At 52.7% G+C, this 13,463-nt stretch carries 14 protein-coding genes; 1 reads left to right on the top strand and 13 read right to left on the bottom strand.

Translation table 11 applies throughout. The annotated features are described in order from the left end of the window. Window positions 1–331: 331 nt before the first annotated feature. Window positions 332–973 carry a peroxiredoxin gene (locus tag ABUL11_RS06525; protein ID WP_350283056.1) on the top strand — a complete coding sequence of 214 codons (642 nt, stop codon included), beginning with the start codon at window positions 332–334 and terminating at the stop codon, window positions 971–973. Window positions 974–1,156: 183 nt separating this feature from the next. Here the strand turns inward: ABUL11_RS06525 and ABUL11_RS06520 are convergent, their stop codons facing one another. The 13 genes from ABUL11_RS06520 to ABUL11_RS06460 form a co-directional block, all read right to left on the bottom strand. Beyond that, entirely contained in the window at window positions 1,157–1,459 is a 303-nt protein-coding gene (locus ABUL11_RS06520; protein WP_350283055.1) for a DUF971 domain-containing protein, read from the bottom strand. Further along, window positions 1,456–2,442: a HEAT repeat domain-containing protein gene (locus tag ABUL11_RS06515; RefSeq protein WP_350283054.1), complete on the bottom strand. Its 987-nt coding sequence runs from the start codon at window positions 2,440–2,442 to the stop codon at window positions 1,456–1,458. Before ABUL11_RS06515 ends, ABUL11_RS06520 begins: the two co-directional genes overlap by 4 nt. Continuing rightward, window positions 2,439–3,296 (bottom strand): ABC transporter ATP-binding protein, encoded by an 858-nt coding sequence (locus ABUL11_RS06510; protein WP_350283053.1) that lies wholly within the window; start codon window positions 3,294–3,296, stop codon window positions 2,439–2,441. The genes ABUL11_RS06515 and ABUL11_RS06510 overlap by 4 nt, the downstream gene beginning before the upstream one ends. Then, window positions 3,293–4,087, bottom strand: coding sequence for an ABC transporter permease (locus ABUL11_RS06505; RefSeq protein ID WP_350283052.1), 795 nt, complete (start codon window positions 4,085–4,087; stop codon window positions 3,293–3,295). Before ABUL11_RS06505 ends, ABUL11_RS06510 begins: the two co-directional genes overlap by 4 nt. 4 nt (window positions 4,088–4,091) lie before the next feature. After that, the gene (locus ABUL11_RS06500; protein ID WP_350283051.1) at window positions 4,092–5,519 is read right to left on the bottom strand and encodes an ABC transporter substrate-binding protein; all 1,428 of its coding nucleotides are present in this window, start codon (window positions 5,517–5,519) and stop codon (window positions 4,092–4,094) included. Window positions 5,520–5,576: 57 nt separating this feature from the next. After that, window positions 5,577–5,822, bottom strand: a complete 246-nt coding sequence (locus ABUL11_RS06495) for a 4Fe-4S dicluster domain-containing protein (RefSeq protein WP_350283050.1) — start codon at window positions 5,820–5,822, stop codon at window positions 5,577–5,579. A 10-nt stretch (window positions 5,823–5,832) separates the two neighbouring features. Continuing rightward, the gene (locus ABUL11_RS06490; RefSeq protein WP_350283049.1) at window positions 5,833–7,566 is read right to left on the bottom strand and encodes a fumarate reductase/succinate dehydrogenase flavoprotein subunit; all 1,734 of its coding nucleotides are present in this window, start codon (window positions 7,564–7,566) and stop codon (window positions 5,833–5,835) included. After that, entirely contained in the window at window positions 7,563–8,327 is a 765-nt protein-coding gene (locus tag ABUL11_RS06485) for a GntR family transcriptional regulator (protein ID WP_350283048.1), read from the bottom strand. The genes ABUL11_RS06490 and ABUL11_RS06485 overlap by 4 nt, the downstream gene beginning before the upstream one ends. 134 nt (window positions 8,328–8,461) lie before the next feature. Then, entirely contained in the window at window positions 8,462–9,679 is a 1,218-nt protein-coding gene (locus tag ABUL11_RS06480; protein WP_350283047.1) for an OprD family outer membrane porin, read from the bottom strand. Between the two features lie 766 nt (window positions 9,680–10,445). Further along, window positions 10,446–11,396 (bottom strand): polysaccharide deacetylase family protein, encoded by a 951-nt coding sequence (locus ABUL11_RS06475; RefSeq protein ID WP_350283046.1) that lies wholly within the window; start codon window positions 11,394–11,396, stop codon window positions 10,446–10,448. A 121-nt stretch (window positions 11,397–11,517) separates the two neighbouring features. After that, window positions 11,518–11,970: a SixA phosphatase family protein gene (locus ABUL11_RS06470; protein WP_350283045.1), complete on the bottom strand. Its 453-nt coding sequence runs from the start codon at window positions 11,968–11,970 to the stop codon at window positions 11,518–11,520. Window positions 11,971–12,025: 55 nt separating this feature from the next. Beyond that, window positions 12,026–12,715: a VIT1/CCC1 transporter family protein gene (locus ABUL11_RS06465; protein WP_350283044.1), complete on the bottom strand. Its 690-nt coding sequence runs from the start codon at window positions 12,713–12,715 to the stop codon at window positions 12,026–12,028. Between the two features lie 15 nt (window positions 12,716–12,730). Then, window positions 12,731–13,405, bottom strand: a complete 675-nt coding sequence (locus tag ABUL11_RS06460; protein WP_350283043.1) for an alpha/beta hydrolase — start codon at window positions 13,403–13,405, stop codon at window positions 12,731–12,733. Window positions 13,406–13,463: the final 58 nt, after the last annotated feature.

Here is a 13,463-nt window from a genome sequence, read left to right as displayed (position 1 = left end):
GCTCAATCAATATATGAAAATATTAATAAAGATATTCATTAATATTGTTTCACATTATTTGCATGGGCATCTATAGTTGCGGCGTTGTTTGAAATGACTACGGAACAATATCATGATGAATGATGCTCACCATCAGGCCATTCCCACGGGCAGTGCCACTGGAAACATTACCCAAGTCTGCGCTGGCCGCTCTGCAATAAGTAGTAGTCTTAGAACATGCAAGGGCAAGCTGTTTACTCGCATATCAGAACGCATCACGGATTTTGAAACTCGATATCTGACAAACATCAATCACCACAGCACTTTTGCAATATTTATTTAAGGAGATCTTATGACAACCTTACGGCTGGGCGACACTGCTCCAGATTTCATTCAAGAGTCCAGTACAGGCCTTATTCATTTCCATAAATGGCTGGGAGATAGCTGGGGCGTTCTCTTTTCGCATCCCGCTGACTATACTCCGGTGTGCACTACTGAACTTGGCGCTACCGCAAAATTGGCTGATGAGTTCAAAAAACGCAATGTCAAGGTCATCGCGCTGTCTATAGATCCTGTTGCGTCGCATCTGGGTTGGATCAAAGATATCAATGAAACCCAAAGCACCGAGGTCAATTTCCCCATTTTGGCGGATGCAGACAAAAAGGTATCCACACTGTATGACTTGATACATCCGAATGCCAGCACCACTGCGACGGTACGCTCGGTATTTGTGATCGATCCTGCCAAGAAAATCCGTTTGACGTTTACTTATCCCGCCAGTACTGGTCGCAATTTTAATGAGATTCTGCGGGCCATTGATTCTTTACAGTTGACGGAATACTACAGCGTAGCAACACCTGCTGATTGGAAAGATGGTGATGATGTTGTCATCGTGCCTTCGATTGTGGATCCAGAAGTTCTGAAATCCAAATTTCCAAAAGGCTTCAATGCGATCAAGCCATACCTGAGAATCACGCCGCAACCCAACAAGTAAGATCAACCAACATCGCACACAATTTTATCATCTGGCGGTACTACCGCCATACGTAAAACATTCCCCTCCCTCGTCTGGAAAGACACCGGCAACCCTCTGGTTGCCGGATTTTTTCCCGAATTTCTTTTACTCAGTTAAACCTGAACTGCGGTTTCTACGATTATCCGGGGTTTGCCTGATTGCCTATAGGGTATTCAGATAGGCCCACGGATAGATGCCCCGGTCGTGTCCATCGTTGAATACCAGCTGAAAGCCGTAACCCATGGCATTGATAGCGGTAACACGTACATCAGGATCGATCTCGCGGATATCACCCCGCAGGCGCGCTGCACGGCACCAGGCACAGGGGCAGGCCTGGCGCAGATCGCGATGATGCAGGCGGCTAATCGTGCCATCGCTCCAGCGGATTTCAAGTAATGCTGCTGCAGCAATGTTATGAATGACCAGGGGCGTTATGCTTTTGGCGGGAGTGGCACTTATAGTCATTTTCTCGTATCCGGGGAAAGCGCGAGTTGTGCGAGCGCGATACGTACGGCTTTCCGTACTTCCGGGTCGGGGTCATCCAGCGCGACTGTGAGGGCTGTTCGGGCCGGTGAGACTGCGGAAGGAACGCCCGCCATTTCACCGAGCGCAAGCGCCACTTCCTTGCGCAGGTTGCCAATGGCGTGATTGAGTAAGGTGGTCAGCGTTGTTACTGCGGCAGCGTAGCGCAGGCGGCCCAAGGCTCGGGCTGCCTGCAGACGCACTTGCCAGTAATTATCATCGAGTGCTGCCAGCAGCGCGGGACCCGCCTGTCGCCGGCGCAGTTTGCCCAGAGTATTAGCGGCTTCTTCACGTACCCGCCAGTCTGGATCGTGCAATGCCATTTGCAGTGCTGCCAGCGTGCCATCGTCATCGCCCAGGCCCAATGCACCGGCAGCGGCGCGGCGCACTCCGGCATCGTCATCATCGCGCAGCCGTCGCGCAAGCTCCGGCAATGCCGGCTGGTGTTTGAGCCAACCGAGCACAGCGACTGCTTCACGGCGTACCCCGGCATCGCTGTCGTCCAGAGCATTTAGGGCTTGCGGGACCACCTCCGGCAGACGCAATTCGCGTAAAGCATGCCAAACGGCAGTACGCACGAACGCATCCTCGTGAATTACCCAGTCGAGCAGGATGGTGCCGGCCCGGGCGTTTTTCAGTTCACCGAGGCTGTGCGCCGCACGTTCCCGCACATCCGTTATCGGGTCGGTCAGCGCGCTGCACAGTGCAGTTACCACTGTTGTGTCGTCCCATCCTTCGAGCAGGGCGGCTGCTTCCATGCGCACAGCGGCATCGGCATCGTGCCCAAGCGCGTCAATTAATAGCGGCAGAGCTTTTTCTTCCTCAAGATCGACCAGTTTGATCAGGGCGATGCGGCGTACACCGGGATCAGCATCGTGTAGGTGCGACAGCAGAATATTGATTTCTGTATCAAAGGCGTTCGTCATAGAGTGATTCGTGGTGTTGTAAAAGTCTCTGAGTGGCGCTTGCCGGGAAGATTCAGAAAGGCCGGGTGTGGCTGCCTGTTTTCTTCATGACGCAACAGGTCGAAACAGTGACGCTTGAGACGGGCGAACCGTGTGTTCGTCATTAACTGCGTGCTCCGCGGGCGCGGGAAGTCGAGATTCAGCTCTTCCAGGATACGACCGGGCCGCGGGCTCATCACCAGTACGCGGTCGGCGAGAAATAGTGCTTCATCGATATCGTGGGTGACGAATACGACGGTAGTGCAGATATGGTTCCACAGATGGAGCAGCAGTTCCTGCATATTGAGGCGTGTCTGCGCGTCGAGGGCACCGAAGGGTTCATCCATCAGGAGCAGGCGCGGCTGGTTGATCAGCACGCGAGCAATCTCGACGCGCTGCTGCATGCCTCCGGAGAGTTGGCTGGGCCAGCATTGGGTGACATCGCCGAGTCCTACCAGATCAAGGATCTCTCGTGCCTGTCGGTGACGATCGGCTTTGTTGGTGCCGCGCATCTTGAGCCCGAAAGCGACATTATCAAGCACGTTGCGCCAGGGCAGCAATGTAGGATGCTGGAATACCAAGCCCCGCTCCGGTGAAGGGCCGTCGATAGTGCGGTCGTCGACCAGCAGGGTGCCGCTGCTGTGGCGCAGGTGACCGGCGAGCATGCCCAGTAACGTCGATTTGCCACAACCGGAAGGGCCGAGGATGCAGATGAATTCGCCGGGTGTGACGGTGAAACTGAGGTCATGCAACGCTTCAAGGCGATTCTTCTCTTCGCCCAGATACAGCGACAGGTGTTCAATATCGATGCGGCCGGATAGTTCACGGGTAGTCATGCGGTTTTTCCTTGTGTGCGGTACCAGGGGGTGGCGAGAGCACCGAGGTGCTTTACCAGGGCGCTGCTGCCCATGCCGAGCAGGCCGATCAGCAGCATGCCGACGACGACGTCGGGATAGTTCTGGATCACGTAGGATTCCCAAGTGTAGTAGCCGATGCCGAACTGGCCCGAGATCATCTCAGCGGTAACCAGGCAAAACCAGGAGGTCCCCATGCCGATAGCAAGACCGGTGACGATACTGGGTGCCGCACCCGGCAGGATCACTTCGCGCAGAATCGCTGCCGGTTTTGCACCGAGGCTGTGTGCCGAAGCGATCAGGCGTTTGTCGATTGCTTCCACCCCGTGGATGGTGTTGAGCAGAATGGGAAACAGGGCACCGGTAAAAGTGATAAAAATCATCGATAATTCCGATGATGGAAACATCAGAATCGCCAGAGGAATCCAGGCTACTGCAGGTATCGGCCGTAACAATTCCAGCGGTGGTAACAACAGATCTTCGGCACGGTGCCAGCGACCGATGGCCAGGCCCAGCGCCATACCCACCAGCGCTGCCATCAGATAGCCGCTGAAAACACGGCTGAGGCTGCTGCTCAGATGTTGCAGCAGTTTATTCGACTGCAGTAGTGCCCATGCTGCTTCCAGCACTGACATGGGTGTGGGCACGTGTTCGAAGGTAATCAGGTCGAATGTGAGGTGATGCGTTGATGCGATCTGCCAGAACAGCAGGCAGGCGGCCACCGAGGCGAAGCGCAGGGCCCAGCGGCAGGTGAGGGGGTAATTTGCACGCATGGTTTTAGTGTTCCACCAGTTGCCGGTTCACGTCCGCGAAATCGTATACTTTACCGCCGTTGGCATCTGCAAACCTGTCGGCATGGCCTTTCAGGAGGAAGGCATTCAGTTTGCCATCTGCGCTGCGTACAAACCAGGCATGGTGGGCCAGCAGCTTGATGCCGGTATCGGCAGCATGAGCGTAGATTGCACGGATATTCGCACCATTGCGTTCCAGTTCGCTGAGCGAGTTCAGTGCTGCCTCGGGTGAGGCGTAGTGGCGCACCTTTTTCTCACCGCGTACCCAGATCTGTGCCAGCCGCTTGAAATCAGTGATCGGTTTGCCAGTCTCCGCATCTTTCGCCTGCAAGGGAAGCGGCGCATAGTCTCGAAGCTGCTTCTCATAGTCCAGTCCGGCCTCTTTAAAGGCGGTACGGATGAAACGATCATCGATGAAACGGTCGGTGTCCAGGCTGTGATCAGTGCGCTTGAGCAGTTTCAGTGTCTCGATCGATGTGGCCACGGCCTGCCGATACTCTGGTTTCCAACTCAGATCTCGGGTTTGCAATCCGAGCGGGCCGTGGAACAGATAATTTACCTCGGCTTCGATGCCTGATACCTGTTCGATCAGTTCACTGTATTTTTCCGGTTCAGCGGAGATCAGGCTGTTGGCTTCCAGCACGGTGCGCAGGTAGGCGACGATGATTTCCGGGTATTTTTCCGCATAGACTGAATTGACCAGTACGCCGTGAAGAGTAGGTGCGTTGGTTTCTGATCCGTCTAAAATCTTGCGTGCGAAGCCACGATTCGGGAACAGTTCAGCAAAGGGTACAAAATCAGCGTGGGCATCAATACGGTTGCTGCGCAGCATGGAACCGGCAATTTCCGGTGACTGGGCGATAATGCGTACATCTTTCTCTGGATCCCAGCCTTGTGTCCGGATTGCTCGCAGCAACATACCGTGGGCGGTCGATGCAAACGGTACCGAGATAGTCTTGCCCTTGAGCTCCGATAATGATTGTACCGATGAAGCAGCTGGGACCACGATACCATTGCCACTACCAAATGTGCTGCCCGACAGTACACTGATGAACAGGCTGCGCTTGCCGGCGTCGAGGTGGGCGATACCGTTGAACGAACCGGGAAAATCCGCCATCACACCAATATCCAGCTTGCCAGCTACCATTTCATTGGTCAGTGGTGCGCCGCTGGTGAAATTTTTCCATTCGACCTGATAGTTCACGTTTTTATATTTGCCATCGTGCGGCAGGTATTTTTCCAGCAGCTTTTCCTCACGGATGACGAGCCCGCTAGCGGCGCAGTTGATTGTTGTATCCTGGGTACCGATGGCAATGCGAATGGTTTCGGCGTGTGCCATCGTCACGCCAAGTGTCAGCATCAGGCCGGTAAATACGGAGCAAAAGGGCGTGGACCAGTAATGGGACTGTTTCATGGTTTTCTCCTGAGCATTTTTGTTCCTGTCATTTTTCGCTGTAGCACTGTTTCCGTTTCAGCGCAGCAGATAGGGAATATCCACCTTCACGGCACCGGTCGGGCAGTCGGTTTCGCATGGCATGCAGTACCAGCATTCATCGAATTGCATGAAAGCTTTTTGCGTTACCGGATTAATGGCGAGCAGATCGAGAGGGCAGACCTCGACACAGACATTGCAGCCTTTATGGGCGATGCATTTTTCCTCATCAATAGTTACGGGTGCGTTCGAGCGCGCGAAAATATCGTGGGGACGATAACTCATGATTTACTCCTTAGCTAATTGCATGCGAGGCGATGCGCAGCCTGCTGTAAGCGCCGCGCTCATCGTTGTCGAGAGGGATCAGATAGGGCTCCACGTCACGCTTGAAGTTGGTCATGGCGCCGCGGCTGTCTTTTTTCAGGTGTGTGTGGCAAAACCATTCGGCATCGTTGCGCTGCGGGTGATCAACGCGGTAGTGGTAGAGACCCCAGCGACTCTCGCGCCGGAATAGCGACGCACGTGCAGCCATTTCGGCACAATCACGGATCGCGTGAACTTCAAGTGCCCGCATTAATTCGTGCGGATTGTGCGCCTTCAGTTGATCGAGATCGTCGCTGATTTCCGCGAAACGCTGCAGGCCGATCTCCATCTTTCGCGTTACCTTCGGTGGCTGCAGATAGTCGTTGACGAAACGGCGTAGCTTGTACTCAACTTGTGCCGGCGCCAGGCCGTTGTCGCGTTGTAAAGGTGCCCGGATGCGAGTGTATTCCCGTTCGGCCTGTTCGATGTCGAGGGTACTGAAGTCGCGGTCAGCAACGAAATCGGCGGCATTTTCACCCGCGAACCAGCCATAGGTGAAGGCCCCCAGCATATAATTGTGCGGTACCGCGGCCATGTCACCGGCGGCATAGAGGCCGGGTACCGTTGTTTCGGCGCGCTCGTTGACCCATACGCCTGATGCGCTATGACCGCTGCAGAATCCGATCTCGGAGATGTGCATCTCGACCATGTCATGGCGGTAGTCAGTATCTCGGTGGGCGTGAAAGCGACCGCGGCTCGGGCGTTCGTTGCTGTGCAGGATGTGTTCGATAGTCTGGATCGTTTCCTCGGCCAGATGGTCGAGTTTCAGGAACACCGGGCCGTTACCACCTTGCAGTTCTTGATAGAACTCCCACATCATCTGCCCGCTCCAGTAGTCGCATTCAATGAAGCGTTGGCCACGGTTGTTGGCAGTATAGCCACCGAGTGGTCCGGTGACGTAGGCGCAAGCCGGACCATTGTAATCTTTGATCAGCGGATTGATTTGGAAGCATTCGAGATTGGCCAGCTCGGCGCCGGCGTGATACGCCATCGCATAGCCGTCACCGGCATTAGTGGGGTTCTCATAGGTGCCCATCAGGTAACCCGACGCCGGCAGGCCGAGACGACCAGCGGCACCGCAGCAGAGAATCACCGCTTTGGCACGGATCAGATGAATATCACCGTTGCGGCAATCGAAGCCGATCACACCATTGATGCTGCCGTTTGCGGCGATCAGCAGTCGCGTGGTGACAATGCGGTTGCTGATCGCGATGCGCGACCGTTTTAGCTGGCGGTAGAGCACTTTCTTGATGTCGTGCCCTTGCGGCATGGGCAACACGTAGCTGCCCATGTGGTGTACTTTTTTCACAGCGTAGTCACCAGTTTCGTCTTTCTCAAACTTGACGCCCCAGCGGTCGAGCTGCTCGATCGTGGCAAAGCTATGCTTCGCATAAGCATAGACTGTCGCCTGGTTGACGATACCATCATTGGCGATAGTGATTTCCTTGGTGTACTGTTCTGGCGTTGCGTGGCCGGGAATGATAGCGTTGTTAAGGCCATCCATGCCCATACTGATGGCACCGCTGCGCTTGACGTTGGCTTTGTCGATCAGCAGTATGTTCAACGCCGGGTTACGCTCTTTCGCCTTGATCGCTGCCATCGGGCCGGCAGTACCGCCGCCGACCACGACGATGTCATAGTTATGTTCGTGAATTATACTGTTCATGTGGAACTCCGCCGTTCACGGTCGATACGAAGCTGGTACTGGAAGGCATCGCCACGGTAGTAAAGATGTTCGAAATCGATCGGTGTGCCGTTGGTGTCGTAGGTCAGGCGTTCGATACGCATGACCGGCGATTTTTCCTTGATGGGCAGCATGTGGACCAGATCACCCTCCGCCAGTACCGCGTTAATGGTGAGATCGGCGTGGCCGAGCGGGATACCGCAGTCGTTCTCGAGGATCAGGAAGATATCGCGCGTCATCAGATCAGCTTTTTTCAGCTTGATACCGATTTCCTGCGGCAACCAGGTGATTTCCAATGATATCGGTTCGCGGTTGATTAGCCGTACCCGCTTGATTTCGGTGATTTTGCAGCGATCTGTCAGGTGCAGTTTTTCTGCTACTGTTTTCGATGCAGTGATGTATTTGAAGCTGTGAAGTTGGTTAGTCACTTCGAAACCATGTTGCGACAGCGATTCTGCCAGTCCCTGTAGCGTGGTTACGTTCTGAAAGGCCTTGGGCTGAGTAACGAAGGTGCCTTTACCATGCCGTTTGTAGATCAATCCTTCTTTTTGAAGGTCGTTGAGGGCCTGGCGTACGGTGATACGGCTGATACTCAAGTATCGCATCAATCCATTTTCGGAAGGCAGGCGACTCAAGGGAGGATAGGTTCCGTCGAGAATGCGCTCGCGCAGCAGCTTCCAAAGCTGTGTATAGAGCGGTATCCCGGAATGTGGAGCCAACTGCATTTTCTTTGTCTGTGCCATCTGATAGATTTTTTTCTTACTTGTTATAACAAGTGTCAAAATTGTAGGTTGATGCCGGAAGAGAAAGAACCAATTTTTATTGATAAGTATTTCAGCTGGAAGAATAAGGAGTGTCCATGCGCTTGGGTCCTGTGCTACAAGTGGTACTGGATTTGAGTGCGAATTTCCGTCATCTTGGCATCGCGCCGGTCAGCCCCGATGAGACCGACCCTCAACCTCAGACTGAGCCTTTCCAGCGAACCAGAGAAACGATAGATGATGTCGATGTCGGTTTCGCGAGTATCGTTAGCACCTTTACGCTGATAGCTGGCGTAACTCAACGCAGCAGATGTCCAGTTACTGAGGTTTACTTCCAGCCCTATCTTGTAGGCGTTGCCGGGTGTGCTGTTTTCCATAGTTTGTACCATTGAGTTGGTAAAGATGGGGCCGGTGGAGAAGGTGAAAGGTGACAGGAGTCCGCCGTGGTTGAACGCATTGTGGTCGTTCCTTACATAATTCCAAGCCGCATAGAGTGTAGCGAAACCTTTGTTGAGTGAGGTACGTAGTCCGCCAATATTAGTATTGATTTTTCCGAGTATTGAATCTCCGTGGTTTCGTTCATGGATCAGTTGTGCGGCGATGTGGTAAGTGTTATTACGCTGAATACTAAAGCTGCGATCGACTTGGAAATACATCAGGTGGAATTGCTCAGGGATCAGATACCACCATCCCCGCAGTGCAGTAGTGTTTATCTCGTAATCAGCACCGGCGGCCCATACCCCACGTCCGGGTGCACCGGTGTTCTGGAAGCGATTCGCCGAGAATTCCACGATATCTGAAAACCGGTCATCGGGGCGTCCTTTGATCCGATCCAGATAGAGTGCATTCAAGGTCAGTCCGTTTCGATTTTTTCTGGTATAGGCTACTCCCTCGTAAGCAATGGGGACCATGAATGCGTCGCTTGGATTGGCGAACGGCGTATTGATCAGTTGCCTGCCGGCACGCAGCAGATTGGATGTATTCTCGTATTGCAAATAGGCCTGTCCGAGGATGCGGATGTTCTCAGAAAAATTGGGATTATTTCTGGCCGAGTTGCTGCTTCGAGTTCCTAGATCATCTGAGATATAGAGAGCACCCGCAGCGGAGAAATTTCGGAAGAAACCGGTTCTGACCTGTAGATTCATGCCTGTGGCGAAGGCGGAGGTATCTGGTATCGTTCTGAAATTCCTATAATTGTGGTAGGCACGGAGTTCTACGTTGATGCTTCCTTCCCGGAATACGGATTGAAAATTGTTTTCTGCGGCTGCTCCAAGTGCGATTCCACTGAGAATGGCAGCGATGCAATTGGCATAAAATATACGCTCTTTCCTCATGTTGTTTCACCTGTTTCTGCGACTTGTTATGACAAGTTGGTGAATCTAAGGGGATGCCAGTGATAAAAGAACCAATTTTTACTGATAAGTATTTTTCATAAATGAATAAGCTGTGTGGATCTCGGATTTGTGCTGATACTTCCAAGGGATGTTATCGCATCCAGCGTGGATCCCAGTTCGAGATCAACGTTGAAGCAGTAACTGGCAATAGTATTTTCTGGTGCATATATATCGCAGCTTCTCGACGAAACAGAGGGCTGACTTTACCGATATCGTGACTGGCTTCTGGGAGGAGTGAAGCGGGTGGGAATAGATACACCTCAAACGATTCCGGCGGCGCCGAATCAGTACCTGCTTTACCTTACGATTTGGCGTACTTGCTGACCGCTCGACCTGTCTGGATCATTCCAATCCTTCCATGCGTATGCTGAATTTCGCTCGTTACTTTGGATAAGCAGGTTGAGCAGGTGGATCTACTATTCCCGTGTTTCTATGTTGAGGCTAACTGCCTGTTTTTATTGGGCGAGTGACCCATATTCAGGGCTTGAGTAGGTATGGTTGTAGCGTCTGTGATGTAGTCAATATCATTCTGACTGAAGATATAGATTTTTGGTACAGTGCCCGGTTACCCGGGTAGATGAGGATTGAATAAATATTATTCCAATTCTAAATCAAAACTTACTTTGTCGGCTTCCCTTTGCCGTATTGTTCATACTGTCTGCGGCTCGCCTTCTCGTCATTTTTGATTTGGAAATAGAATTACCTATTACACAGTCCGGATTCCCTGCCTCATGTTTTGCACCATGCGCAGTACATAGCGCCATTCGCTTTTATCCCAGGGGGTGAAGCGCGGTAGCTGGAACATATCACTATCCTGTCGGGCAGTTCCCCATGCAGTTGAAACAGCCGCCTCAAATCCGGCATCCTTGATCATTCTGACATGTGTAGACAAGTAATCTTTTCCCGGTTTGCCGTTCGGGTAGGCGAACAGGCGCAAGGGGGTACCTGTGATGGCTTCGAGTTTTGCCTTGCCTTCTGCTATTTCGGTGCGTGCGGCATCATCATCGATACTCGCGAGAATCGGATGGGTGAGGGTGTGACCGCCTATTTCCATGCCTGCATCGTGCAGTTGCCGGACTTGCGCCGAGGTCATCATGAGATTGTCCGGCAGGTCGGCGGCGATAACGGTACTGAGTTTGTCCACTTGGGAGGCTCGTGCCTCATGGGGCAGGTATTTCAGTTTGTCGATCAGCAGATTCAGGGTTTCCCGCCTTTGTTCAAGTGTGGCGATGCCGTGGTTTCCCAAACCGATTGCATTCAAATCCAATTTGTCTCCTTTAGCCCGGCGTACCGATTCGATGACGGTATCGTTCCACATTCTTCCCCCATCGAGAAAACCGGAAGCGATGAAGAATGTTGCAGTTACGCCCTGTTTCTGCAGAATAGGAAGTGCAATTTCAGCATTATCCGTATAGCCGTCATCAAACGTGATGCAGGCGGCACGGCCGGGCAGGGTACCGTTGCGTAGCTTATTGACTGCTTCAGATAAAGGCAGGATAGTGAAGTTGTTGGTCAGATAGTTCAATCCCTTTTCGAACTGTGCGATTCCGCCTTCTCCCGTCAGCAGATCCGGTTCCGGCAGAACGCGATGGTAAATGACGATGGATAACTTTGCGTTTTTACCGGCAGGAGAAAACAGGGAAGGCAGTATTTTCATGGGAGCAGTATTTGGGGTTTGATCTGGTTCTGGAAAAACAAGGATACTGAGTGGATGAATATCACCAGATCGGTGTCAGTAGGTCGTTTTTCCATGTTATTTGGAAAAAATGATCCAATCTCTACAATATCTCGGGTGTCATCACTGCGCGCAGGATGACACTTTCCCGTTCATCTTTTTGTTTGTAGCTGAACCACCAGATCGAACCTTTTCGCACAGAGAAGCCGGTTTCATCTCCTTTCAGCAGGAGAGAGGCAATTTTGCCAAGAGTTGGTTGGTGCCCCACTACCAGTACCGTGCCTTCTTCTTCCGGCCAGGCAATTGTATTGAGTATTCTGTAGGGAGTAGTGCTCGTTCCTATCTGGTCGCTGGTCTCAAAATGGCTGGTCAGTGCCAAGGCGGTTTGCTGTGTACGCGTAGCGGGGCTGACGATGATGCGCGTATCCTTTGGTAATTTGGGTTCAAGCCAGCGGGCCATTTTTTGCGCCTGTTTCAAACCTTTCTCGGTCAGCTTGCGGGTGGCATCGGGAATGCTGTCTTCCGCTTCGGCATGGCGCCATAAAATCAGATCCAAATGTTGCTCCTTATCTTGATAAAAACTGTCAGTGTTACTTGCTGTGGGATTATGTTCAGATAATGATCCCGAACAGGGTGCCGGTAAGTGCGGTGAATGCCATGGCGAGCGCTCCCCAGAAAACGACGCGCGCAGCTCCTGTCAATATGTTTGCTTTTCCAAGATGGGCTGCCAATGCTCCCAGAGCAGTAAGTGAAAGCAGGGAGGAAGCCGCTACGGCCGGAATGATATGGGTTGCGGGTGCGATAATGGTTGCTGCGAGGGGCATCGATGCACCGAGGATGAACATACCTGCAGAAGTGAAGGCAGCCTGGACGGGTTTTGCATTGACTCGTTCGTGCAGACCGAGTTCGTCCCTGAGATGGGCATCGAGTGCATCGTGAGCCATGAGCTCCCGGGCAACTTGGGCGGCCAGTTCGGGTTGAAGTCCTCTTTTTATATAGATGTCCGTGAGCTCCTGCAGCTCGAAATCGATATACTTCTCAAGATGGTACTGCTCGAGGGCAACATCTGCTTTTTCTGTATCTGATTGAGAGCTTACGGAAACATATTCTCCTGCAGCCATCGACATGGCACCGGCAACGACACCGGCTACACCTGCAAGGAGGATGTCATCCGCAGCAGCGTGAGCAGAAGCTACTCCGATAATCAGACTGGCAGTGGAAACGATTCCATCATTGGCACCCAGTACTGCTGCCCGTAACCAGCCGGTACGGTGTGAATAGTGGTTGTTGTCATGCGTCATCGTTTGCATCTGTCCTTACTTCAGAATGGTTTTCAGCCAGCGGGAAATATCGATCAGCTCCTGATCGCATACAGTATGTTCCATCGGATATTCATGCCAGGTCACCGGGTAGTGGTATTCACGCAACTGTTGCAGTGAGGTATGCGCCAATTCAATCGGGACGATGGAGTCGGCGCGGCCATGGGCCATGAATATAGGAGTTATCCTGTTGGTGATATGTGCTTCCCGTTCAATCTTATGAGCGAGCGGGAGATAGCCTGACAAGGCGATGATACCAGCCAGCCTGTCCGGGTGGCGCAATCCCGTGTACAGGGCTATGGCGGCGCCTTGTGAAAATCCAGCTAGGATGAGGTGGTCAGGCCCGATACCCCGGCGTTCTTCATGTTCGATCAGTTCCACGATTGCGTGCTGGGATCTGCGTATTCCGGTTTCATCTTCCTGCTCGATGAAATCAGTATGCTGGATGTCGTACCAGGCCCGCATGGTGTATCCGCTATTGATGGTGACAGGCTGTTGAGGAGCATGCGGAAATAGAAAGCGGATCGGGATTGCGGGTAAATCGAGCGCTTGTACAACAGGTACAAAATCGTTGCCATCAGCGCCCAGTCCATGCATCCATAAAATGGTATATTTCGGATTCGATCCGGTTGTAATGTCGATTGCGGAAAGCTGAAGCGGACTGTCTGGCATGGGGGTGTTTTGGGAATTGACGAAGTTGGCCGGTAGCGATAAATTTGTTGGGTTCTAT

This window comes from Nitrosomonas sp. (genome assembly GCF_040256045.1).
Classification (GTDB): domain Bacteria; phylum Pseudomonadota; class Gammaproteobacteria; order Burkholderiales; family Nitrosomonadaceae; genus Nitrosomonas.
The sequence above is the reverse complement of the archived record's forward strand: the minus strand, read 5'-3'. Positions and strand labels throughout refer to the sequence as shown.